Genomic DNA, 23,961 nt, shown 5'->3' with positions numbered 1-23,961 from the left:
GACTTTGACCAGCGTGTTTGGCTGTGCGCCCGCACCCACGGCGCCCATATGGCAGTCAAAGGCGCCGCCGGAGATGGCCACGTTCTGAGGCAGGCCGAGGCGCGTCGCCCACTCTTCGCAGAGGGTGCCGACCGGAATATCAGCGGTGAAGGTGTCGGTAAACAGCGGGTACGTCAGGCTCTTGTTGATGATCAGATCGAGCTCGTCGAAGAACGTGGCCGGAGGCAGACCGCCCCAGCTTTCGTGCCACAGGGATTTATGCCCGGCGCTGCAGCGGCCGCGGCGGATATCCTGCGGGCGAGTGGTGCCGGAGAGCAGGGCAGGCACCCAGTCGCACAGCTCAACCCATGACGCCGCAGCCTGCGCAACGGCTGCGTCGGCACGGGTGACGTGGAGGATCTTGGCCCAGAACCATTCGCTGGAGTAAATCCCGCCGATGTAGCGCGAGTAGTCCGTTTTGCCCGGCTGATGGCACAGGCGCGTAATGGCTTCAGCCTCTTCTACGGCGGTGTGGTCTTTCCACAGCACAAACATGGCGTTCGGGTTGTCGGCAAACTCCGGGCGCAGCGCCAGCACGCGGCCTTCGGCATCCACAGGGGCCGGCGTGGAGCCGGTGCTGTCGACGCCAATCCCTACAATTTCAGACCGCTGGGCGTCGGTCAGTTCGGCCAGGACGGTTTTGATCGACGCTTCCATAGACTCGATATAGTCACGCGGGTGGTGACGGAACTGGTTGTTAGGCGCATCGCAGTAGCGCCCCTCTTGCCAGCGCGGGTACCACTCAACGCTGGTTGCTATCTCCTGGCCGGACGTACAGTCCACTGCCAGCGCGCGAACCGAATCGCTGCCAAAATCGAGGCCAATCGCAATTGCCATGGTGTTGCTCCATCGAAAAAACAGGTATGGAAGAACATTAGAGACTGGGGAAAAAAGTCGTCAGGCAGGATCCGCTAATCTTATGGACTAAATTGCTGTTACAACGGAAAGTGTGACGCCGTGCAAATATTCAATGTGGACATTTCTGCCGCACTTATAGACACTTTTGTTACTGGTTATCTGCCTGCTCTGGCGGAGAAATCAGGGGGAAAGGCTGAAACATGGCGGACGTAAAAGCGGCGTGATGCTTTTTGGATCTTTTCGCAGGCCATTTTAAAGCTGCTTTTAGTGATATGGACAATTGGTTTCCTTCAGGACCCTTGGGAGAACTGAATCTATGGCCGAAACGCAAAACGATCCCCTGCTGCCGGGATACTCGTTTAACGCGCACCTTGTGGCGGGACTGACCCCTATCGAGGCTGAGGGATACCTCGACTTTTACGTCGACCGACCGCTCGGCATGAAAGGGTATATCCTCAATCTGACCGTGCGAGGAGAAGGGATCATCAAAAACGGTGACCAGCAGTTTGTCTGCCGCCCCGGCGATATCCTGCTGTTCCCGCCGGGGGAGATCCACCACTATGGCCGTCATCCGGATGCCAAAGAGTGGTATCACCAGTGGGTCTATTTCCGTCCGCGCGCCTACTGGCAGGAGTGGCTTTCGTGGCCAGCTATTTTTGCGCACACCGGTTTTTATCGCCCGGGTGAGGTTCATCTGGCGCAGTTTCGCGAGCTTTTTGCGCAGATTATCGAGGCGGGACAGGCCGGCGGTCGTTACGCTGAACTGCTGGCGATTAACCTGCTTGAACAGCTGCTGCTGCGACGGATGGAGGCGATTAACGAGTCGCTTAACCCCCCGCTGGACAACCGCGTGCGCGACGCCTGCCAGTACATCAGCGACCACCTGGCCGATAGCCAGTTTGATATCGCCAGCGTTGCCCAGCACGTCTGCCTGTCGCCGTCGCGGCTGTCGCATCTGTTCCGCCAGCAGTTGGGCGTCAGCGTATTGAGCTGGCGCGAGGATCAGCGCATCAGCCAGGCAAAGCTACTGCTCAGCACCACCCGGATGCCGATTGCCACCGTCGGACGCAACGTGGGCTTCGAGGATCAGCTCTATTTCTCCCGGGTATTTAAAAAATGCACCGGTGCCAGCCCGAGCGAATTCCGCGCGGGATGTGAATAAACGGTAAAAAAAGATAAACAAACAGGTGAATGCAGAAAGCAACCTGTAAACTATTCAGACAATTGTTGCCTTGACGCGGTGCGGGGCGCTAAGCAGAATCGCTGATTCGTTTTCTGACCGGAATAGTTATGCAGGCATTGCTGGAACACTTTATTACCCAGTCCGTTATGTACTCGCTCATCGCCGTGGCGCTGGTGGCGTTTCTGGAATCGCTGGCGCTGGTTGGGCTGATCCTGCCCGGCACCGTGATGATGGCCGGGCTTGGGGCGCTGATTGGCAGCGGCGAGGTTAATTTCTGGCAGGCGTGGCTGGCCGGGATTATCGGCTGCCTGCTCGGCGACTGGATCTCCTTCTGGCTGGGCTGGCGCTTTAAGAAGCCGCTGCACCGCTGGTCGTTCATGAAAAAGAACAAAGCCTTGCTGGATAAAACCGAGCATGCGCTGCATCAGCACAGCATGTTTACCATCCTCGTCGGCCGCTTTGTCGGGCCAACGCGTCCGCTGGTGCCGATGGTGGCGGGAATGCTGGATCTGCCCGTCGCGAAATTCGTGGTGCCGAACATTATTGGCTGCGTCTTCTGGCCGCCATTCTATTTCTTGCCGGGGATCCTCGCGGGCGCGGCCATCGATATTCCTGACGGTATGCAAAGCGGCGAGTTTAAGTGGCTGCTGCTGGGCACGGCTGTGCTGCTGTGGCTGGCGGCATGGCTCTGCTGGCGGCTGTGGCGCAGCGCGAAAGCCAGCGTCGATCGTCTGACGCGCTATCTTCCGCGCACTCGCCTGCTCTGGCTGGCCCCGCTGACGCTGGGTGTGGCCGTGGTGGCGCTGGTCGCGCTGATCCGCCACCCGCTGATGCCGGTGTACGGCGAGATTTTATTAAAAGTGGTGAGCCGTTAACGACGATTTCCCTCTCCCTGTGGGAGAGGGCATCAGACGGCACGAATGCCCAACAGTGAAGACGCCCCCGCCTTACCGCTCAGCAGTTCTTCTGTTTTTCCATCCCACAAAATACGCCCTTCGGCAATCACCACCGATCGCGGGGCGATGCGGGCAGCATCCTCAATACTGTGTGAAACCATCAGCATCGTCAGCTGCTGGCGCTGACAGACGTCCTGCACCAGGGCGAGCATCTCCTGGCGCAGCGCGGGATCGAGCGCCGAGAACGGCTCATCCAGCAGCAGGATCGGCTGCTCGCGGACCAGACATCGCGCCAGCGCCACGCGCTGACGCTGGCCGCCGGAAAGCTCGCCCGGCAGCCTGTCGATGAACTCGTTGATCCCCATCTGGGCGGCAATGATCTCCAGCTTCTGGCGCTGGGCATCGTTCAGCCTGAGTCCCGGATGCATTCCCAGCGCGATGTTTTGCCGCACCGTCAGGTGGGTAAACAGGTTGTTTTCCTGAAACAGCATTGAGACCGGACGTTTTGCGGGCGGCGTGTGGGTATGATCTTGATTGTTAATGACGATCGCACCGCTTGCCGGCTGCAGAAAACCCGCAATCAGATTAAGCAGCGTGCTTTTTCCCGCGCCGCTTGGGCCAAGCACGGCGATCATCTCCCCCTGGCGCACGGAGAGCGTGAAGCGCATCGGCAGATGCTGGTAAAGCCAGGTTACATCAGTCAGTTTTAACATCACGCCCCGGAAGTTTTTCGATAACGGTAAATAAGGCAAAGCACAGCAGCAGCAGCAGCAGCGCGGTGACCGCGCCGTCCTGACTGCGATAAGAGCCGATCTGCTGATAGAGCCAGTATGGCAGCGTGCGGAAATCGTCATTGCCAAAGAGAGCCACCACGCCAAAATCCCCAATCGACAACACGCAGGCAAACGCCAGCGCCTGCGCCAGCGGGCGTTTTAGCGCGCGGAGTTCGACCACCCTCAGCCGCTGCCAGCCCTGCATACCCAGCGACTGGCACAGCAAACCGTAGCGGCTGTTGACGTCGCGCATCGGGTTTTCCAGCACCTTAAGCGCGTAGGGGATGGCCATTAAGGCGTTGGTAAAAATCACAATGCCATCGGCGCTTTCCGGCAGGCCGATGGTGCTGTTGAACAGTAAAAAGAAGCCCGTCGCCAGCACGATGCCCGGCATCGCCAGAATCAGCATGCCCGTCAGCTCCAGCATTTGCCCGGCCTTACGGGCCTGCCGCGCGTAGAGTTCGCGGCTGCTCCACAGCAGCATCATGGTCAGCATGACGCACAGTAACCCTGCCGCCAGCGCGATACGCAGCGAGGTCCATGTCGCCTGCCAGAGGATGGGCTGTTGCAGGACGGAGATGAGATTGAGGTTCAGTCCGTCAACGATAACGGCCATCAGCGGCGGCAGCAGAAGCAGGAGCGCCAGCGCGATCAGGATAAAATCGATAACGCGGCTGTGCAGGCTGTCCTGCGGATCGCGCCAGCCGGTTATTTGATTACTGCCAGCGGGAATGGCTTTACTCAGCCGCTGGCTCACCAGCACCAGCACAAGGCAGCACGCCATCTGCACCATCGCCAGCAGCGCGGCGCGACCGGGATCGTAGTCGTAACTCAGCGCCTGGTAAATCGCCAGCTCAATAGTGGTGGCCTGCGGCCCGCCACCGAGCGACAGCACGGTGGCAAAGCTGGCAAAGCAGAGCATAAAGATTAACGCCGCGACGGGCGGGATCTGGCGGCGTAGCCACGGCCATTCGACAAAGCGGAAGAACGACACGCCGCGCATGCCGAGCTGGGCGGCAACCTGACGCTGCTCGCCGGGAATGTTCTCCAGCGCCTGCAAAAAGAGGCGCGTCGCCATTGGCATATTGAAAAACACGTGCGCGAGCAGAATGCCCTGCAGGCCGTAAGGAGAGAATGACCATTCCAGACCAAGCTGGTCGAACAGCGAAGCCAGCCAGCCCTGGCGACCGTAAACGCTGAGGATGCCAAATACCGCCACCAGCACGGGCAGGATCAGCGTCATGGCGCACAGGCGCAGCAGTGCCAGCCTGCCGGGAAAACGCCGCCGATACAGGGCGCGCGCCAGAAAAATGGCCGGAATCACCGACAGCAGGGCTGAAAGCGACGCCTGCCAGAAGGAGAACCGGATAACGTGCCAGAGGTAGCTGTCGTGCCAGAGGGCGAGCAGGTCGCTCTCTGGCGCGTTGAACCACAGTGCAAGAAAAGCCCCCAGGCTGACCGCCACCATCACTGTGGCGGCGAGCAGCCCGGGAAGTAACCAGCCGGGAATCAACGGCTGACGGCGCGTTGCCATTCACTTACCCATGCTGCACGCTGCGCGGCGACCTGCTGCGGCGTAAACTCCAGCGAGGTGTTTGGTTTGGTCAGCTGCTCGAAACCTGCGGGCAGGGTAACGTTAGTGACCGGATACATCCAGTTACCAGCCGGGATGGCATTCTGGAACGCCGGTGAGACCATAAACTTCAGGAACTTCTCGGCCAGCTCCGGCTGTTTGCTGGCGGCGGTACGAGCGGCGACTTCCACCTGCAGATAGTGCCCTTCAGCAAAATCAGCGGCAGCATAGTTATCTTTCTTCTCGGCGATGATGTGGTAGGCCGGAGAGGTGGTGTAGCTCAGCACCAGGTCGCTTTCGCCTTTCAGGAACAGGCCATAGGCTTCGCTCCAGCCTTTGGTGACGGTGACGGTTTTGGCGGCCAGTTTCTGCCACGCCTCCGGCGCTTTATCCCCGTAAACCTTTTGCATCCACAGCAGCAGGCCCAGGCCTGGCGTACTGGTGCGCGGATCTTCATAAATCACGCGCCATTTCTGGTCACTTTCCACCAGCTCTTTCAGGCTCTTCGGCGGGTTTTTCAGCTTATTTTTGTCGTAAACAAAAGCAAAGTAGCCATAGTCGAACGGCACAAAGGTGTCGTTTTTCCAGCCGCCCGGCACGTTAACGGCATCTGCCGCTACGCCGCTTTTGGCAAACAGTTTGGTTTGCGAGGCGGCTTCCAGCAGGTTGTTATCCAGCCCGAGCACCACGTCGGCCTTGCTGTTTTTCCCTTCCATGCGCAGACGGTTGAGCAGCGACACGCCATCTTCCAGCGCCACGAACTTCAGTTCGCAGTTACAGTCCGCTTCAAAGGCTTTTTTAACCACCGGGCCAGGGCCCCAGTCGGCAGAGAAGGAGTCATAGGTGTAGACCGTCAGGACGGGCTTCGCAAAAGCAGGCAGCGCAAACAGCGCCAGCAGGGGAAGAACTTTTTTTAACACTTTGCACCTCAAAGTTGAGTGGCAAAGGATTTTGAGCGACAGCCTCAAATCCCTTCGCCGGCGTTATCCGGATCAGGTTCGACGGGTATTATCTCAGCGCACATCTGTGATGCAGCACCCCGTTGAGAACGGCGCTATTGTAATGATTTGGTGAATATTACGAAAGCGTTATGGCTCCGGCGGCGCAAACCAGGCGGATTTAAAATCAAACCAGCCCAGGGTATTCATCCGGAGGCCGCGCATGCTGCGCTGGCCCTGGATCATCAGCCAGTGGTGGATCAACGGTACGATCGCCTGCTCGGCCAGCAGCTGCTGGCACCACGCTGCAAGATTCATTTCGCCCGCGCGCCACAGGGCGGCGTCCTGCTGCCAGTCACGGTCGATGCAGTGCTGGATCAGCGGGACTTCATACAAATGCGAGAAAAGGGAAAAATCGAGCGGCAGGGTAAAGTTGGCGCTGTTGAGCCAGATATCACTGGCGATCTCCCCCTGATGCCATTCGTCATAGTCCACTTCCCTGACCTCTAACCTGACCCCCTCGGCTGCCAGCAGCCGGGTCATGATTCTGGCGATAAAACGATGCTCCACGTGCTCGCGGTAGTAGGTCAGGGTGATGGACTCCAGCCCTGCGGGTTTGTCGCAGTGAACCGGGCGGGCGTGGTGCCAGCGCGGAAGCAGGCCGTACGCCGGGAACCAGTATGTCTGGTACTGCTCTTCCGCATGGTAAATCAGATTGGAAGGGGACAAAACGTGGCTAACCCACTTGCGGACGGCCTGGTTTGCCCCACGGTGGGTGCGGCGGTCAAACAGGAGATAGTAACACCCTTCCTCCAGGCGACTCTCCACGGCTTTTTCTCCCGTAGTGGGGCCTTCCAGCGTCAGCCCGCAGCTCAGGTCTTCATTGAGATCCGGCAATACCCAGACGTTCACTTCGTCGATCAGCGCCCGATAGCCAAAGTAGTCGTCGAACGCGCGGATTTTCAGCTGGTTGCTGTTATTGCGGGACACGGAGTAAGGCCCGGTGCCAATCGGCAGGCTGGCAAAGTTGTTCATTGATTCCCACTCGCCGGGCAAAATCATCGACGGCACATAGCCCAGCAGCCAGGGAAGCCACTTATCCTGCTGCGACAGCTCAATATCCAGCGTCCAGGCCGTGGGGGAGTGGACGCGGGAGATATGCGAGTAGAGCGGTAGCTGGCGGGCACGTTCCAGAGAGGCGATGACGTCGTGCATTTCCAGCTCGCGGCCGTGGTGAAAGTGAATGCCGGGGCGTAAAAAGAAGCGCCAGTGGCGCGGAGAAAGCTGCTGCCAGTGGTGCGCGATATCCGCTTCCAGTTCCCCGTTTTCCTCATTTATCCGCGTCAGGCCGCTGAAGATTTGCCGGGCCATGTGGGTTTCAGAGCGGCGTAAGGCCGTGCCGGGCAACAGATTTTTCATTGGACGATAGTAGAGCACCCGCAGAATGTGTCGGCCCTGACGAAAGCTGCGCCCGAGATGGGAAACCAGCATCTGGCGCACGGCGGCTTTGTCGCCCACCAGCTGTACGAGCTGGTCGATGCGATCCTGCTCGAGCAGATCTTCCGCGCGCTGCTGCTGCAGCGCCAGCCCGGTATAGAGGAAAGTCAGCCGCGAGCGTTTGCCGCGTCCCGCCTCCGCCTCCCAGCTTAACCAACCCTGCTGCTGCATGGTGTTAAGCAGCGTGCGCATATGGCGGCGGGAGCAGCTAAGCAGGTCAGCCAGCTCGTTGAGCGTGGTCTCCTGCGATTGCCCCTCGCAGCACTGCCAGAGGCGGATAAACTGTTGTTGCAGACGACCGGAAGGCATAAAAGGGGAACTCCTGACAAAAAAACAGCAATTTATTTATCCCTATATTAGGCCAATAATTCTCCCCGATGAAGCGAGGAGGTAAATTATGAAGAGGTCTACCGCACGTCAGTTCTATCAGCAGTACTTTTCAGCGACGAAGGGAGCGTCCTGGCTGGCCCGCCGGTGTGCAGAGCAACGGCTGAAAACGTTAGAAGAATTGATGCAGTGGGACGTTACAGCCCCGACCTCTTCCCGCTAACTCGCCTCGATCATGTGTGACTGAGTATTGGTGCTTATCACCCGCCAGCAAAATGTTTTTGCTGGCTTTTTTCGTTTACTATTCACCCAATTTCGATTCGCTTTCACAAGGACTTGCGCATGCTGTGGTTGATGACGATGGGGCGACGCCTGAACGGCGTGTATGCCGCTTTTATGCTGGTGGCCTTTATGATGGGCGTGGCGGGGGCGCTGCAGGCGCCGACGCTGAGCCTGTTTCTCAGCCGCGAGGTGGGGGCGCAGCCGTTTTGGGTCGGCCTGTTTTACACCGTTAACGCCATTGCCGGGATCCTGGTCAGCCTCGCGCTGGCGAAACGATCGGACAGCCAGGGCGATCGCCGCAGGCTGATCCTCTTTTGCTGCGCCATGGCCGTGGGTAACGCGCTGCTCTTTGCCTTCAACCGTCATTATCTGACGCTTATTACCTGCGGCGTGCTGCTGGCGTCGCTGGCGAACACCGCCATGCCGCAGCTGTTCGCGCTGGCCCGTGAATATGCGGATAACTCGGCGCGTGAAGTGGTGATGTTCAGCTCGGTGATGCGCGCCCAGCTTTCGCTGGCGTGGGTCATTGGTCCGCCGCTGGCCTTCATGCTGGCGTTGAACTACGGCTTTACCACCATGTTTTCCATCGCCGCCGGGATTTTTGTCATCAGCCTGGCGCTTATTGCCTTCGCGCTGCCGTCCGTGGCGCGCGTCGAACAGACGACGGATAAACCTGTCACCGAAGTGAGCGGCTGGCAGGACAAAAACGTCCGCATGCTGTTTATTGCCTCCACGCTGATGTGGACCTGCAACACCATGTACATCATCGATATGCCGCTGTGGATCAGCAGCGATCTGGGCCTTCCGGACAAGCTTGCGGGGATCTTAATGGGCACTGCCGCCGGGCTGGAAATCCCGGCAATGATTCTGGCGGGTTACTACGTTAAGCGCTTTGGAAAGCGCAGGATGATGATCGTCGCCGTGGCGGCCGGGGTGCTGTTCTACGTGGGGCTGATCCTTTTCCATTCGCGGGAAGCGTTGCTGGCGCTGCAGCTATTTAACGCCGTGTTTATTGGGATTGTTGCCGGGATTGGCATGCTCTGGTTTCAGGATCTCATGCCCGGCCGTGCCGGCTCGGCGACCACGCTTTTTACCAACAGTATTTCAACCGGGGTGATCCTGGCGGGCGTGATTCAGGGGGCGCTGGCGCAAAGCTATGGGCATGCGTCTGTCTACTGGATGATTGCGGCGCTGTCCGTCGTGACGCTTTTGCTGACCTGCCGCGTAAAAGACGTGTGATCGGATGAATGAAACGGAGCCCGGGAACGTCGGGCTCCGTGAACCGTTTTATTCTGAATACTGATATTTACGCTGCGCGCGTAGCGTCAGGTACATATGAACGAGGCCCATGAAGCCGTGTGCCCAGAAATATGTCTCAATAAAGACCGTCAGGAATTTATGCAAATCTAAGACGGATTCCGTGACGGACGAAACTGGCCCGAGCGTGGCGTTCAGCACGAACCAGGCCGCGCCGCAGAGTGCAACGCCCAGCAGCGCCAGCACGCCCAGGCCTTGCACCGTTGCCGCCATACCGCCGGCATGCGCGTCAGGAAGCTGACGCTGCGCGAGGGTGCGAATATCGTCAACAATTCCGCGAAAATCCAGCGCCAGCCAGGCGAAGTAATACTTAAATCCGCGCTGGGTTAACATCCATGCCATCATGGCAATGCCACAAAAAATTAAACCAAATCCAGAGATAACATGGATCCAAGTGACAATTCCGTTCAGCCCGGATTCGTGGAGGGCCTCACTTTCGGTGAAATTAGAATTGATAATCTGAGCCAGGACCAGTACGGCCACGAGAATGTGTAGTATGCGAAGAAAAGGCGTTTCTTTATGGGGAAGCGTATCGCGCAATGTTGGTTTCATCGCTTTTTACCTCAATAATGAGAGAGCTGATGCGATGCAGTGTGACGCAGATTAATTAACGAAACCTTAACGGTCGGTTGCGTCACACTGTATTTATGCGCTTCGATTAGCGGGCAGGATCAATATGCGTCATCACGTTCAGCACATTGAATTTTTGCATCACATTATTTCTGGCATTCACAGCAATCTGATGTCCTTCTTTTACGCTTAATTCGCCGTTTACTTCCAGATGAACATCGACAAGGGCTAAATCACCCATCTTGCGGGTTTTTAAATCATGGAGTCCGGTGACGCCCTCGGTTGCGAGAAGACACGTTTTGATGTCGTGCTCCAGTTCGGGCTCCAGCGAGCGGTCCATCAGGTCGTGCAGGGCATCGGCAGAGAATTTGTAACCCATATGGGCGATGAAAATCCCGACAATCAGGGCCGCAATCAGGTCCATCGCGTGAAAACCCACTAAATTCCCGGCAATGCCGATGGCGACAACCACTGACGACGCTGCGTCAGAACGGGCGTGCCAGGCATTGGCTATCAGCAGCGAGGACTGAATACGTTTCCCCGTGGCAAACATGTATCTGAACAGGCTTTCCTTTACCACCAGCGCCAGTATTGCCACCCACAACGCGGCCCCTTTCACCAGCTGATGCGTCTCAGGGTGAAGCAGTTTATTCCCTGCGGACCAGAGCATCCCGACCCCCACAAGCAGCAGAATAGCGCCAATAATGAGCTTTGCACCGTTTTCGAAACGCAGATGACCGTAATGATGATCGATATCAGAAGCTTTCTGACTCTTTTTATTCGCAATCAAAACGACAAAGTCGGAGGATAAATCGGAAAGAGAATGAATCCCATCAGCAATTAAACCTTGCGAACTGGAAAATATTCCTGCAACTATCTGAAAGGCGGTGAGTAAACTATTTATTATCACGCTTACTAATGTGCATTTATGTATTTTCCGAGAACGGATATGAGACTCATTGCCATTTTTCTTTTCCATGATTATTTCCGCTGCCAGCTGATTGAGCGGTTATTCTGCGCAGGAAATATTAAATTGACATTAAATATAACGTCATTAGTGGCTGGGTTTGGGAAGTATTTACAGAAGGAGGCGGATATCAAGATAAAACGCGGCCTGCAGAGTGGACTGCAGGCCGGAGAATTATTTCATAAATGCAGGTTGTTTGTTTTCGTAAGCGGCAATCGCCGCGTCGTGCTGGAGAGTTAAACCAATGCTGTCCAGACCGTTCAGCATGCAGTGACGACGGAAGGCATCAATGCTGAAGCTGTAGGTCTTATCCCCGGCTTTCACCACTTCGGCTTCCAGATCCACTTCAAACGAAATGCCCGGATTCGCCTTAACCAGCGCGAACAACTCATCGACCTGTTCATCGCTCAGCGTCACCGGCAGAAGCTGATTGTTGAAGCTGTTGCCGTAGAAGATATCCGCGAAGCTAGGGGCAATGACCACTTTAAAACCGTAGTCGGTGAGCGCCCACGGCGCGTGTTCACGGGATGATCCGCAGCCAAAGTTTTCGCGTGCCAGCAAAATGGAGGCGCCTTTATATTCCGGGAAGTTCAGAACGAATTCCGGATTAGGCACTTCGCCCTTATCGTCCAGGAAACGCCAGTCGTTAAACAGATGTGCGCCGAAACCGGTACGCGTTACTTTCTGCAGAAACTGTTTAGGAATAATAGCGTCAGTATCGACGTTAGCGGCGTCCAGCGGGACAACCCGGCCCGTATGTTGGGTAAATTTCTCTGCCATGATTGTCTCCTTATTTCAGGCTGCGAATATCGGCGAAATGGCCGGTAACTGCCGCAGCGGCGGCCATTGCCGGGCTGACCAGATGGGTGCGCCCACCGCGGCCCTGACGGCCTTCAAAGTTGCGGTTGCTGGTAGAGGCGCAGCGCTCGCCCGGATTCAGGCGATCGTTGTTCATGGCCAGACACATGGAGCAGCCGGGCAGGCGCCACTCGAAGCCCGCTTCGATAAAGATCTTATCCAAACCTTCGGCTTCCGCCTGGGCTTTCACCGGACCGGAGCCAGGTACCACCAGCGCCTGCACGCCTGGTGCCACTTTGCGGCCTTTGGCAATCTCGGCGGCGGCACGCAAATCCTCAATACGGGAGTTGGTGCAGGAACCGATAAAGACTTTATCAATGGCGACATCGGTCAACGGCACGCCTGGCTTCAGTCCCATATAGGCCAGCGCTTTTTCGGCACTGGCGCGCTCGACCGGATCGGTAAAGGATGCCGGGTCAGGGACATTGTCGTTAACGGAAATCACCTGGCCCGGGTTGGTGCCCCAGGTCACCTGAGGCGCAATCTCTTCTGCCTGCAGCGTGACGACTGTGTCAAACGTTGCCCCATCGTCGGTTTTCAGGGTTTTCCAGTACGCTACCGCGTCGTCAAAATCCTGATCTTTCGGCGCGTGCAGACGACCCTTCACGTAGTTGAAAGTGGTTTCGTCCGGCGCGACCAGACCGGCTTTTGCGCCCATCTCAATGGCCATATTGCACAGGGTCATGCGCCCCTCCATGCTCAGCGCCTGGATGGCTTCCCCGCAGAACTCAACAACATGACCGGTGCCGCCCGCGCTGCCGGTTTCACCGATGATGGCCAGCACGATGTCTTTTGCGGTAATACCCGGTGCGGCTTTACCTTTCACTTCAATCTTCATGGTTTTGGCGCGGCCCTGTTTCAGGGTCTGCGTTGCCAGCACATGTTCCACCTCGGAAGTGCCAATCCCGAACGCCAGAGCGCCAAACGCGCCGTGGGTCGCGGTATGGGAGTCCCCGCAGACGATGGTCATGCCCGGCAGGGTGATCCCTTGCTCAGGCCCCATCACGTGGACGATGCCCTGATAAGGATGGTTCAGGTCGTAAAGCTCAACGCCAAACTCGTTGCAGTTCTTAATCAGCTCCTGCATCTGGATACGCGCCATCTCACCCGAGGCATTAATGTCTTTGGTCTGGGTGGAAACGTTGTGATCCATCGTTGCGAAGGTTTTACCCGGCTGACGTACCGGACGCTTGTGCGCGCGAAGGCCGTCAAAGGCCTGAGGAGAGGTCACTTCGTGCACCAGATGACGGTCAATGTACAGCAGCGGGGTTTCGTTCGGTGCCTCGTAAACAACGTGCGCATCAAACAACTTTTCATATAACGTCTTAGCCATGATTACACCCCTTCAGCGACATAGCGGGCAATAATGTCGCCCATTTCATCGGTACTGACTTCCGCCGTGCCGCGTGCTAAATCGCCGGTACGGACGCCTTCTTCTAACGCCCGGTTAATGGCGTTTTCAATTGCGGTTGCCGCATCGCCTGCATCCAGGCTGTAGCGCAGCAGCAGGGCCAGGGAGAGGATCTGCGCAATAGGGTTGGCAATGTTTTTGCCTGCGATATCTGGCGCGGAGCCGCCTGCAGGCTCGTACAGGCCAAAGCCTTCTTCATTCAGGCTTGCGGAGGGCAGCATGCCCATCGAGCCGGTGATCATTGCGCACTCGTCAGAGAGGATATCGCCGAACAGGTTGGAGCACAGCAGCACGTCAAACTGGGACGGATCTTTAATCAGCTGCATGGTCGCGTTGTCGATGTACATGTGCGACAGCGCGACGTCCGGGTACTGCTTAGCAACTTCACTGACGATCTCGCGCCACAAAATGGAGGACTGCAGCACGTTCGCTTTATCAATGGAGGTCACTTTATGGCGGCGTTTGCGCGCCGACTCGAACGCGATGTGGGCGATACGTTCGATTTCGAAACGGTGATACACCTCGGTGTCGAACGCTTTCTCGTGTTGTCCGCTGCCTTCGCGGCCTTTTGGCTGACCGAAGTAGATCCCGCCGGTCAGTTCACGCACGCACAGAATGTCGAAACCGTTGGCGGCGATATCCGCGCGCAGCGGGCAGAACTCTTCCAGACCCTGATACAGCTTCGCCGGACGCAGGTTGCTGAACAGCTTGAAATGTTTACGCAGCGGCAGCAGCGCGCCGCGCTCTGGCTGCTCTGCTGGCGGCAGGTGTTCCCATTTCGGGCCACCGACGGAACCAAACAGCACGGCATCGGCATTTTCGCAGCCTTCCACGGTCGCTTTTGGCAGCGGCGTACCGTGGTTATCAATTGCAATACCGCCCACGTCGTAGTGGCTGGTGGTGATTTTCATCGCAAAACGCGCGCGAACGGCTTCCAGTACTTTCAGCGCCTGTGCCATCACTTCCGGACCAATACCGTCGCCCGGCAACACAGCAATATGGTAATTCTTCGACATTACACGGTTTCCTTTTTGTTCTCTTTATTCTGAGCTTTGCGTTGCAACTCTTTTTCGACTTCGGCGGCGCGCCAGATGTTGTTCAGAACATGCACCATCGCTTTCGCGGAGGATTCAACGATATCGGTCGCCAGGCCCACGCCATGGAAGCGGCGGCCATTGTGGGTAACTACAATGTCGACCTGACCCAGTGCATCTTTGCCGTGGCCCTTGGCCGTCAGGTCATACTTCACCAGCTCAACGTCGTACTCGGTGACGCGATTAATCGCCTGGTAGATGGCATCGACAGGGCCGTTACCGTTAGCGGCCTCTGCTTTAATTTCATCGCCGCAGGCCAGTTTGACCGAGGCGGTGGCGATGTTGCTGGAGCCGGACTGCACGTTGAAGTAATCCAGACGGAAGTGCTCTGGCTCTTCCTGCTGCTTGTTAATAAAGGCCAGCGCTTCCAGGTCGTAGTCGAACACCTGACCTTTTTTGTCGGCCAGCTTCAGGAACGCGTCGTACAGCTGATCCATATTGTAATCGCTGTCCTTATAGCCCATCTCTTCCATACGGTGTTTAACCGCTGCGCGACCGGAACGGGAGGTCAGGTTCAGCTGCACCTGGTTCAGGCCGATGGATTCCGGGGTCATGATTTCGTAGTTTTCACGGTTCTTCAGGACGCCATCCTGGTGAATACCGGAGGAGTGCGCGAAGGCGCCAGTGCCGACAATCGCTTTGTTAGCCGGAATGGGCATGTTGCAAATCTGGCTGACGGTCTGGCTGGTGCGCCAGATTTCGTTGTGATTGATGCGGGTGTGCACGTCCATGATGTCTTTGCGCACTTTGATCGCCATGATCACTTCTTCCAGCGAACAGTTGCCCGCGCGTTCGCCGATACCGTTCATCGCGCCTTCTACCTGACGCGCACCGGCGTGGACGGCGGCGATGGCATTACCCACGGCCAGACCCAAATCATCGTGGGTGTGGACGGAGATAATTGCCTTATCAATATTGGGTACGCGGTCGTACAGTCCGGTAATGATGTTGGAGAACTCAAACGGCATGGTATAGCCGACGGTGTCAGGGATGTTGATGGTTTTCGCGCCCGCGTTGATGGCGGCTTCCACAACGCGCGCCAGGTCTTCGATTGGCGTACGGCCCGCATCTTCACAGGAGAATTCAACGTCATCGGTGTAGTTGCGTGCGCGTTTCACCATATACACCGCGCGCTCAATCACCTCATCCAGCGTGCTGCGCAGCTTGGTGGCGATGTGCATAGGTGAGGTCGCAATAAAGGTGTGGATACGGAACGCTTCGGCGACTTTCAATGACTCGGCAGCAACGTCGATGTCTTTTTCTACGCAGCGCGCCAGGGCACAGACGCGGCTGTTTTTAATGGTGCGCGCAATGGTCTGTACGGATTCGAAATCACCCGGGGAAGAGACAGGGAAACCGACTTCCATCACGTCGACACCCATACGTTCGAGAGCCAGCGCGATCTGCAGTTTCTCTTTTACACTCAGGCTTGCCTGTAATGCCTGTTCACCGTCACGTAAAGTAGTATCGAAAATAATGACTTGCTGGCTCATGGGTTAGGTCCTTGTCAGTCTTAGGGCGCCTTGCTACGAGCATAAAAAAACCCGCGCAGTGGCGCGGGTTTTTAGTCTTACTGGTGACGATTCAACGCTGAATTTCGCCCGCCAGTCTACCGCGCACAGTGGATGCGTTTAGTAGTAGTAGACCGGTGAAACGAATGGTGCGTGTCATGAATCGTGCTCCGTTAAATTCAATATGCTTTTAGTGGTACTGGATACGGCTGTTCATGTCAACCCCTGAGGATGAAAACGGGCCCGACAGACGGAATCAACAGGATATTCACTTTAGCTAATTGTGCTGGTTTTAGCTTTACCTACCCGATTAATTGTCTAATTTTGGACTTAAGAAAAGAGTTGCAGAAACAAATAAATATAATTGTTTAAAAATGAGTGAAATGTCTTGAAGAGGATGCTTTGTGCTTAAAGAGTTTGGATATCATTAAGTTATAAATGCAGTGAATCTATTTTTGAGTGCTAAAAAACGAACAGAGATAACAGGTTGTTAACTAACTGTAGGGAGATAGCAATAACAGTTTAATAATGCTTAAGTCATCATTAACCTGATGGCAATTGTATATTTGTTTGGTTTATGGTTTCATTCAGATCCTAAAGTCAAACATATCTTTTTTGCTCATTAATTTTCGTTAATATAGAGTCTTTATATATTCCGAATTTTAAATAATTCTCTTTCGCTGATCGTATTTGCATGATAAATCATATTTTCCGAGATTATTGCAGTACGTTGGCAAAGGAGTGTAGCGTGACAGTGGAGTCAGAAGTGCCAGAAAATAATATTAAACAGTCTCAAGCTACTGATGGGATTAAACCGCAGTTACGCACGGTGGATCTGAATCTTCTGACGGTGTTTGATGCGGTCATGCAGGAACAGAATATCACCCGCGCGGCTCAAGCGTTGGGGATGTCACAACCTGCGGTGAGTAATGCCGTTGCCAGACTTAAACTCATGTTTAACGACGAATTATTTGTTCGCTACGGGAGGGGGATCCAGCCTACGGCACGCGCATTCCAGCTGTTCGGCTCCATCCGCCAGGCGTTGCAACTGGTCCAAAATGAGCTGCCGGGATCGGGTTTTGAACCTTTAAGCAGCGAGCGCGTATTTCATCTTTGTGTCTGCAGCCCATTAGATAATTATTTAACGTCAATTATCTATAATAAAGTTGAAGAGATCGCACCAAATATCCATCTTGTTTTTAAATCATCTCTGAATCAAAACACGGAACATCAGTTACGCTATCAGGAGATCGAATTCGTTCTGGGATATGAAGAGTTCCGTCGTCCGGAATTTTCCTGCGTGCCGCTGTTTAAAGATGAAATGGTTCTGGTCGCCAGTAAAAAACACCCGCGCCTCAATTCCCCGCTGCGAGAAAACGATGTTTATAACGAGCAGCACGCCGTTGTTGCGCTTGACAGATATGCTTCCTTTAGCCTGCCGTGGTATGACACTGCGGATAAACAGGCGAGCGTGGCTTATCAGGGCATGGCCATGGTCAGCGTATTAAACGTGGTTTCCCAGACACAGTTGGTGGCAATTGCGCCGCGCTGGCTGGCAGAAGAGTTTTCTGATCCTTTAAATCTGCAAATTTTGCCTCTGCCGCTCAAGCTAAATAGCCGTACATGTTATCTTTCCTGGCATGAAGCGGCGGGCCGGGATAAAGGGCATCAGTGGATGGAAGAGTTGCTGGTTGGCATCTGCCGGCGGTAAACGCATCAGGATAAATCGCATCGGTTTATGTGATTTATCCTGAGTTTTTATAGATACTTGCTATTTTGTTCTGTGAATCTTTTTTTCGGGCTGCTCTCCGGCGCGCAAAAATAGATGATTTCCTGCATTGTCGCGGTTTTCAGCGATGATTTATCACACCATCCTCTATTCCCAGAGGAATTAACCATATCTTCTGATAACGGCTGCTTTTTCTGCTTTACGCACCGTTTATCTCACCGGGTTTGCTAATTGCCTGCCTCATAACGAGCGGTTAAGGTAAAGAACACTCTGCAAAATATAAGATTGGTTTATCCCAATCGTAAGACGGTGCGGAAATGAATTCGGCAGTCCGTCTATAACAAAATGCCTGGAGGCAAAGCATGGAGATGTTGTCTGGCGCGGAAATGGTCGTTCGGTCGCTGATCGATCAGGGCGTAAAGCAAGTGTTCGGCTACCCTGGCGGTGCGGTCCTCGATATTTATGATGCGCTGCATACGGTTGGGGGCATTGACCATGTTCTGGTACGTCACGAGCAGGCGGCGGTACACATGGCTGACGGCCTGGCACGTGCGACGGGTGAAGTGGGCGTGGTGTTAGTCACGTCCGGCCCCGGCGCGACAAACGCCATTACCGGCATTGCGACGGCCTATATGGACTCCATTCCGCTGGTGATCCTCTCCGGGCAGGTGGCAACCTCACTGATTGGCTACGATGCGTTTCAGGAGTGCGACATGGTCGGGATTTCGCGTCCCGTTGTGAAGCACAGCTTCCTGGTCAAGCAAACAGAAGACATTCCCGGCATACTGAAAAAAGCCTTCTGGCTGGCGGCGAGCGGACGCCCGGGACCGGTGGTGGTCGATCTGCCTAAAGATATTCTCAACCCGGCAAACAAGCTGCCTTATGTCTGGCCGGAATCGGTCAGCATGCGCTCTTATAACCCCACAACGCAGGGGCATAAAGGTCAGATCAAGCGAGCGTTGCAAACGCTTCTGGCCGCCAAAAAACCGGTGGTCTATGTCGGTGGCGGGGCGATCAACTCTGCCTGTGAAGCCCAGCTTCGTGAACTGATTGAAAAGCTTAACCTTCCCGTTGCGTCGTCGCTGATGGGGCTGGGGGCGTTCCCTGCCACCCATCGTCAGGCGCTGGGGATGCTGGGTATGCACGGTACCTATGAAGCCAATATGACAATGCATCATTCCGATGTGATCTTTGCCGTCGGCGTGCGCTTTGACGATCGCACCACCAACAACCTGGCGAAGTATTGTCCGAACGCCACCGTGCTGCACATTGATATCGATCCAACGTCAATTTCAAAAACGGTGTCGGCTGATGTGCCGATCGTCGGCGATGCCCGTCAGGTTCTGGAGCAAATGCTGGACCTGCTGACTCAGGAGAGTGCAACCCAGCCGCTGGATGAGATCCGCGACTGGTGGCAGCAGATTGAACAGTGGCGCGCGCGTCAGTGCCTGAAATATGACACGCAAAGTGAAAACATTAAGCCGCAGGCGGTCATTGAAGCGGTGTGGCGACTGACGAAAGGTGAGGCGTACGTGACTTCAGACGTGGGGCAGCATCAGATGTTTGCCGCCCTGTATTACCCGTTTGATAAACCGCGACACTGGATCAACTCCGGTGGTTTAGGAACCATGGGATTTGGTCTGCCTGCCGCGCTGGGCGTGAAGCTGGCGCTGCCGAATGAAACCGTCGTCTGCGTGACGGGGGACGGCAGTATTCAGATGAATATTCAGGAGCTGTCTACCGCGCTGCAATATGAACTGCCGGTACTGGTGCTGAACCTGAATAACGGGTATCTCGGTATGGTCAAGCAGTGGCAGGATATGATCTACTCTGGCCGCCACTCACAGTCCTATATGAAATCGCTGCCGGATTTTGTTCGTCTTGCTGAAGCTTATGGCCACGTAGGCATGCGGGTGACCGATCCGGCCGAGCTGGAAACGAAGCTCGCACAAGCGCTTGAGCACGTTAAAAACAACCGCCTCGTCTTTATGGATGTGATTGTTGATGGAACCGAGCACGTTTATCCGATGCATATTCGTGGTGGTGGTATGGATGAAATGTGGTTAAGCAAAACGGAGAGAACCTGATATGCGCCGGATATTATCTGTTTTACTGGAAAACGAGTCTGGCGCACTGTCGCGCGTCATTGGCCTTTTCGCGCAGCGCGGCTATAACATTGAAAGCCTGACCGTTGCCCCGACGGAAGACCCGACGCTGTCGCGCATGACGATCCAAACCGTCGGCGATGCCAAAGTGCTTGAGCAAATTGAAAAACAGCTGCATAAGCTGGTTGACGTACTGCGCGTGAGCGAGCTGGGGCAGGGGGCCTACGTTGAACGTGAGGTCATGCTGGTGAAAATCCAGGCCAGCGGCTACGGGCGTGATGAAGTCAAACGCAATGCGGATATTTTCCGCGGACAGATTATCGACGTCACGCCTTCTCTTTATACGGTTCAGCTGGTCGGTACAAGCGACAAGCTGGATGCTTTCCTGGCGTCCGTGCGGGATGTCGCAAAAATTGTTGAGGTCGCAAGATCGGGTGTTGTGGGTCTGTCACGCGGCGAGAAAATCATGCGTTAGTTGTCAAAAAGGTTCGCCTCTTTCTGCCCGGTCACCAAAGCCGGGCTTTTTTTTGCGTAATCAGCCGACAACGCAGATAAAAGCGGTTGCCGCGAAGGCTTTTCTGCGTTTAGATGTTAAAAGATTTAACCATAACCTTGACAGGGCCATGGACTCTTTTCTTTTTTTAAGGGGCAATTGTGAAACTGGATGAAATCGCCCGGCTAGCCGGCGTGTCACGAACAACGGCCAGCTATGTGATTAACGGTAAAGCAAAGCAGTACCGTGTCAGCGACAAGACCGTTGAAAAAGTTATGGCGGTGGTTCGTGAGCATAACTACCATCCGAATGCTGTCGCAGCCGGTCTGCGTGCCGGGCGTACCCGCTCTATTGGTCTGGTGATCCCTGACCTGGAAAACACCAGTTATACCCGTATCGCCAACTATCTTGAACGTCAGGCGCGCCAGCGCGGCTATCAACTGCTGATTGCCTGCTCGGAAGACCAGCCCGACAACGAGATGCGCTGCATTGAGCATCTGCTCCAGCGCCAGGTGGATGCAATCATCGTGTCGACCTCCTTGCCGCCAGAGCATCCGTTCTACCAGCGCTGGGCGAACGACCCGTTCCCAATCGTTGCGCTGGATCGCGCGCTCGATCGCGAGCATTTCACCAGCGTCGTGGGTGCGGATCAGGATGATGCAGAAATGCTGGCCGCAGAGCTGAGAACTTTCCCCGCTGAGACAGTGCTGTATCTTGGCGCGTTGCCCGAGCTTTCTGTGAGCTTCCTGCGCGAACAGGGATTCAGAACCGCCTGGAAAGACGATCCGCGCGAGGTCCACTACCTCTATGCCAATAGCTACGAGCGTGAAGCCGCGGCACAACTGTTCGAAAAATGGCTGGAAACGCACCCAATGCCTCAGGCGCTGTTCACCACCTCGTTTGCGCTGTTGCAGGGCGTCATGGATGTGACCTTACGCCGTGAAGGTAAACTGCCCTCCGATCTGGCGATTGCCACGTTCGGGGATAACGAACTGCTCGACTTCCTCCAGTGCCCGGTGCTGGCGGTAGCACAGCGTCACCGCGATGTGGCTGAACGCGTGCTGGAGATTGTGCTGGCAAGCCTGGATGAGCCGCGCAAACCGAAGCCGGGCCTGACGCGGATCAAACGTAATCTCTACCATCGCGGAATTTTAAGCCGCCAAAAATGAAATGACTGGGGCGGCGAAATCTGCCCCATTTTGTTGCGATAATTCGTGCGCATAATTCCCGGAGAGAAATTAGGATAATTCTTGAGAAATCCTAATCGCCTATTTTCTTAATTCATTCCTGCTTTTAAATTGGCCCTTTAAAGAACGTCCGGGCGATTTTAAACAGCCATCTTTGTATTAATTTGTTACAAACCCTCTTCGGCCGATGAATATTCAGACGTTTTTCTTCCTCCTTTGTCAGCTCACGTGCCAACCGCCGCGCTTACCGGGTGCCCGAGTGAATCTGGCGCTGTTATCCCCTGAGAATCTGTCATAAAATGCTGCCCGCGTCGCAAACTGACACTTTATATTTATCTGCGATGATATTGAGTGAGCTTTAACGCTAGTGTGCATATTCGGTTTTTTTCTTACAAATATTCATAACGTTAATTTTGCCTCGCCAGTTGTGCAGTTATTAACCAGGACTGTTTATCTCTGTAAATAGAGGGCTTTCGGGTCCTTATAGGGAGAGTCCTGGCTTGACAAGCTTTTCCCTCGCTCCGTAAACTCCTTTAGGTGGGAATTTGTGGGTTAAAGTGGTGAGGAGGGGTGAGACTGGCATGTTCCGTGGAGCTACGTTAGTCAATCTCGACAGCAAAGGGCGTTTATCGGTGCCAACCCGATACCGCGACCAGCTGATTGAGAACGCTGCGGGTCAAATGGTTTGCACCATTGACATTAACTCCCCCTGCCTGCTGCTTTACCCCTTGCCTGAATGGGAAATTATTGAGCAAAAGCTGTCGCGACTGTCGAGCATGAACCCGCAGGAACGCCGCGTGCAGCGGCTTTTATTGGGACATGCCAGTGAATGTCAGATGGATAACGCAGGGCGATTACTGATTGCGCCTGTGTTGCGGCAACATGCCGGTCTGACCAAAGAAGTGATGCTGGTCGGGCAGTTCAACAAGTTTGAACTGTGGGATGAAACGACCTGGTATCAACAGGTCAAGGAAGATATCGACGCTGAGCAGTCTGATTCCGCGACATTATCGGAACGGCTGCAGGACTTGTCTCTATAAATATGATGGAAAATTATAAACATAAAACGGTGTTACTGGACGAGGCCGTTAACGGTCTGAATATTCGTCCGGATGGCATCTACATTGATGGCACGTTTGGTCGCGGTGGTCACTCGCGTTTGATTCTCTCCCAGCTTGGAGAGGAAGGACGTCTGCTGGCAATCGATCGCGATCCGCAGGCAATTGCCGTTGCACAGACCATCAATGATCCACGCTTTTCCATCGTGCATGGACCTTTCTCTGCGCTCGCGGAATATGTTGCCGAGCGCGGCCTGACGGGCAAGATCGACGGGATTCTTCTCGATCTTGGCGTCTCTTCACCCCAACTTGATGATGCTGAACGTGGTTTCTCCTTTATGCGTGATGGTCCGCTGGACATGCGGATGGACCCGACGCGCGGTCAGTCTGCCGCTGAGTGGTTACAGACCGCTGACGAAGCAGACATTGCATGGGTCATCAAAACGTTTGGCGAAGAGCGCTTTGGCAAACGTATTGCGCGCGCCATTGTTGAGCGCAATCGCATTGAGCCAATGACCCGCACCAAAGAGTTGGCTGAGGTGATCGCGGCGGCGACACCGGTGAAGGATAAGCACAAACATCCCGCGACCCGTACCTTCCAGGCGGTTCGCATCTGGGTAAACAGTGAACTGGAGGAAATAGAGCTGGCGCTAAAAAGCTCGCTCGACGTGCTGGCCCCGGGTGGGCGGTTATCCATCATCAGCTTCCATTCGCTGGAAGACCGTATTGTGAAACGCTTTATGCGTGAACAAAGCCGCGGTCCACAGGTGCCTGCGGGGCTGCCGATGACGGAAGAACAACTCAGGAAGCTGGGTGGCCGTCAGTTGCGAGCATTAGGCAAGTTGATGCCGGGCGAAGAAGAAGTGGCAGAGAATCCACGCGCCCGTAGTTCAGTGCTGCGTGTTGCAGAGAGGACGAACGCATGATCGGCAGAGTGACAGAGACCCTAAGCAAAGTTAAGGATTCGTTAGGAAGCAACGAGCGCCATGCCTTGCCTGGCGTGATCGGCGACGATCTTTTGCGGTTTGGGAAACTGCCACTCTGTCTGTTCATTTGCATCATTGTCACGGCAGTTACGGTGGTGACCACCGCCCACCATACACGTTTATTGACTGCGCAACGCGAGCAGATGGTACTGGAACGCGATGCGCTGGATATTGAATGGCGAAATCTGATCCTTGAAGAAAACGCGCTCGGCGATCACAGCCGGGTTGAACGGATCGCAACGGAAAAGCTGCAACTGCAGCATGTTGATCCTTCGCAGGAAAATATCGTAGTACAAAAATAAGGGAAAA

General features: G+C 55.2%; 23 protein-coding genes and 1 riboswitch. Of the genes, 11 read left to right on the top strand and 12 right to left on the bottom strand.

The window, feature by feature from the left end; translation table 11 throughout:
- The coding region (locus tag DEO48_RS14740; RefSeq protein ID WP_109845580.1) for a ribulokinase at positions 1-876 on the bottom strand (876 nt) is incomplete at its 3' end.
- 337 nt (positions 877-1,213) lie between these two features.
- On the opposite strand from DEO48_RS14740, the gene araC reads away from it, so the two are divergent.
- Together araC and DEO48_RS14730 are read left to right on the top strand one after the other, a co-directional pair.
- Entirely contained in the window at positions 1,214-2,059 is an 846-nt protein-coding gene (gene araC / locus DEO48_RS14735; protein ID WP_109845579.1) for an arabinose operon transcriptional regulator AraC, read from the top strand.
- 128 nt (positions 2,060-2,187) lie between these two features.
- On the top strand, positions 2,188-2,955 hold the full coding sequence (locus DEO48_RS14730) for a DedA family protein (RefSeq protein ID WP_023310374.1): 768 nt from the start codon (positions 2,188-2,190) through the stop codon (positions 2,953-2,955).
- 32 nt (positions 2,956-2,987) lie between these two features.
- On the opposite strand, the gene thiQ is transcribed toward DEO48_RS14730, so the two are convergent.
- The 4 genes from thiQ to sgrR all read right to left on the bottom strand — a co-directional run bounded on the left by thiQ (position 2,988) and on the right by sgrR (position 8,066).
- Positions 2,988-3,689, bottom strand: a complete 702-nt coding sequence (gene thiQ, locus DEO48_RS14725) for a thiamine ABC transporter ATP-binding protein ThiQ (protein WP_033144617.1) — start codon at positions 3,687-3,689, stop codon at positions 2,988-2,990.
- Positions 3,673-5,283 (bottom strand): thiamine/thiamine pyrophosphate ABC transporter permease ThiP, encoded by a 1,611-nt coding sequence (gene thiP, locus DEO48_RS14720; protein WP_045400990.1) that lies wholly within the window; start codon positions 5,281-5,283, stop codon positions 3,673-3,675. Before thiP ends, thiQ begins: the two co-directional genes overlap by 17 nt.
- Positions 5,259-6,242: a thiamine ABC transporter substrate binding subunit gene (gene thiB, locus DEO48_RS14715; RefSeq protein WP_109845578.1), complete on the bottom strand. Its 984-nt coding sequence runs from the start codon at positions 6,240-6,242 to the stop codon at positions 5,259-5,261. Before thiB ends, thiP begins: the two co-directional genes overlap by 25 nt.
- 31 nt (positions 6,243-6,273) lie before the next feature.
- Positions 6,274-6,374, bottom strand: a riboswitch (TPP riboswitch).
- A gap of 36 nt (positions 6,375-6,410) precedes the next feature.
- Positions 6,411-8,066, bottom strand: coding sequence for an HTH-type transcriptional regulator SgrR (gene sgrR / locus DEO48_RS14710; RefSeq protein WP_109845577.1), 1,656 nt, complete (start codon positions 8,064-8,066; stop codon positions 6,411-6,413).
- A gap of 88 nt (positions 8,067-8,154) precedes the next feature.
- Between sgrR and sgrT the strand changes: the two genes are divergently transcribed.
- Together sgrT and DEO48_RS14700 are read left to right on the top strand one after the other, a co-directional pair.
- Positions 8,155-8,307: a glucose uptake inhibitor SgrT gene (gene sgrT, locus DEO48_RS14705; protein WP_023310379.1), complete on the top strand. Its 153-nt coding sequence runs from the start codon at positions 8,155-8,157 to the stop codon at positions 8,305-8,307.
- 119 nt (positions 8,308-8,426) lie between these two features.
- Entirely contained in the window at positions 8,427-9,605 is a 1,179-nt protein-coding gene (locus DEO48_RS14700; protein ID WP_109845576.1) for a sugar efflux transporter, read from the top strand.
- Between the two features lie 48 nt (positions 9,606-9,653).
- Here DEO48_RS14700 and DEO48_RS14695 read toward each other — a convergent pair whose 3' ends face one another.
- From DEO48_RS14695 to leuL, 7 genes are all read right to left on the bottom strand, one after another.
- Positions 9,654-10,235 carry a cytochrome b/b6 domain-containing protein gene (locus tag DEO48_RS14695; RefSeq protein WP_045400998.1) on the bottom strand — a complete coding sequence of 194 codons (582 nt, stop codon included), beginning with the start codon at positions 10,233-10,235 and terminating at the stop codon, positions 9,654-9,656.
- 106 nt (positions 10,236-10,341) lie between these two features.
- The gene (locus tag DEO48_RS14690) at positions 10,342-11,232 is read right to left on the bottom strand and encodes a cation diffusion facilitator family transporter (protein ID WP_109845575.1); all 891 of its coding nucleotides are present in this window, start codon (positions 11,230-11,232) and stop codon (positions 10,342-10,344) included.
- Positions 11,233-11,394: 162 nt separating this feature from the next.
- Positions 11,395-12,000 (bottom strand): 3-isopropylmalate dehydratase small subunit, encoded by a 606-nt coding sequence (gene leuD / locus DEO48_RS14685; protein WP_039260825.1) that lies wholly within the window; start codon positions 11,998-12,000, stop codon positions 11,395-11,397.
- A gap of 10 nt (positions 12,001-12,010) precedes the next feature.
- Positions 12,011-13,411 (bottom strand): 3-isopropylmalate dehydratase large subunit, encoded by a 1,401-nt coding sequence (leuC, locus tag DEO48_RS14680; RefSeq protein WP_109845574.1) that lies wholly within the window; start codon positions 13,409-13,411, stop codon positions 12,011-12,013.
- Between the two features lie 2 nt (positions 13,412-13,413).
- Positions 13,414-14,505 (bottom strand): 3-isopropylmalate dehydrogenase, encoded by a 1,092-nt coding sequence (gene leuB / locus DEO48_RS14675; RefSeq protein ID WP_109845573.1) that lies wholly within the window; start codon positions 14,503-14,505, stop codon positions 13,414-13,416.
- Positions 14,505-16,076, bottom strand: coding sequence for a 2-isopropylmalate synthase (gene leuA, locus DEO48_RS14670; RefSeq protein WP_109845572.1), 1,572 nt, complete (start codon positions 16,074-16,076; stop codon positions 14,505-14,507). The genes leuB and leuA overlap by 1 nt, the downstream gene beginning before the upstream one ends.
- Before the next feature lie 91 nt (positions 16,077-16,167).
- On the bottom strand, positions 16,168-16,254 hold the full coding sequence (gene leuL / locus DEO48_RS27405) for a leu operon leader peptide (protein ID WP_071786497.1): 87 nt from the start codon (positions 16,252-16,254) through the stop codon (positions 16,168-16,170).
- Positions 16,255-16,860: 606 nt separating this feature from the next.
- Between leuL and leuO the strand changes: the two genes are divergently transcribed.
- The 7 genes from leuO (at position 16,861) to ftsL (ending at position 23,954) form a co-directional block, all read left to right on the top strand.
- Positions 16,861-17,805: a transcriptional regulator LeuO gene (leuO, locus tag DEO48_RS14660; RefSeq protein ID WP_029741223.1), complete on the top strand. Its 945-nt coding sequence runs from the start codon at positions 16,861-16,863 to the stop codon at positions 17,803-17,805.
- 380 nt (positions 17,806-18,185) lie between these two features.
- Complete coding sequence (gene ilvI, locus DEO48_RS14655) at positions 18,186-19,910, top strand: acetolactate synthase 3 large subunit (protein ID WP_029741224.1); 1,725 nt, start codon at positions 18,186-18,188, stop codon at positions 19,908-19,910.
- Position 19,911: 1 nt separating this feature from the next.
- Complete coding sequence (gene ilvN / locus DEO48_RS14650; RefSeq protein WP_023310389.1) at positions 19,912-20,403, top strand: acetolactate synthase small subunit; 492 nt, start codon at positions 19,912-19,914, stop codon at positions 20,401-20,403.
- 179 nt (positions 20,404-20,582) lie between these two features.
- The gene (cra, locus tag DEO48_RS14645) at positions 20,583-21,590 is read left to right on the top strand and encodes a catabolite repressor/activator (RefSeq protein ID WP_008501993.1); all 1,008 of its coding nucleotides are present in this window, start codon (positions 20,583-20,585) and stop codon (positions 21,588-21,590) included.
- A gap of 599 nt (positions 21,591-22,189) precedes the next feature.
- Entirely contained in the window at positions 22,190-22,648 is a 459-nt protein-coding gene (gene mraZ / locus DEO48_RS14640) for a division/cell wall cluster transcriptional repressor MraZ (protein WP_021240528.1), read from the top strand.
- A 2-nt stretch (positions 22,649-22,650) separates the two neighbouring features.
- Positions 22,651-23,592: a 16S rRNA (cytosine(1402)-N(4))-methyltransferase RsmH gene (gene rsmH / locus DEO48_RS14635; protein WP_023310390.1), complete on the top strand. Its 942-nt coding sequence runs from the start codon at positions 22,651-22,653 to the stop codon at positions 23,590-23,592.
- Positions 23,589-23,954 (top strand): cell division protein FtsL, encoded by a 366-nt coding sequence (gene ftsL / locus DEO48_RS14630; protein WP_008501989.1) that lies wholly within the window; start codon positions 23,589-23,591, stop codon positions 23,952-23,954. Before rsmH ends, ftsL begins: the two co-directional genes overlap by 4 nt.
- Positions 23,955-23,961 lie beyond the last annotated feature (7 nt).

Origin of the sequence: Enterobacter sp. CGMCC 5087 (assembly GCF_003144775.1) — a bacterium.
Taxonomy (GTDB): Bacteria; Pseudomonadota; Gammaproteobacteria; order Enterobacterales; family Enterobacteriaceae; genus Enterobacter; species Enterobacter cloacae_M.
Note: the sequence above shows the minus strand (reverse complement) of the source record. Positions and strands in the feature narration are given on the sequence as shown.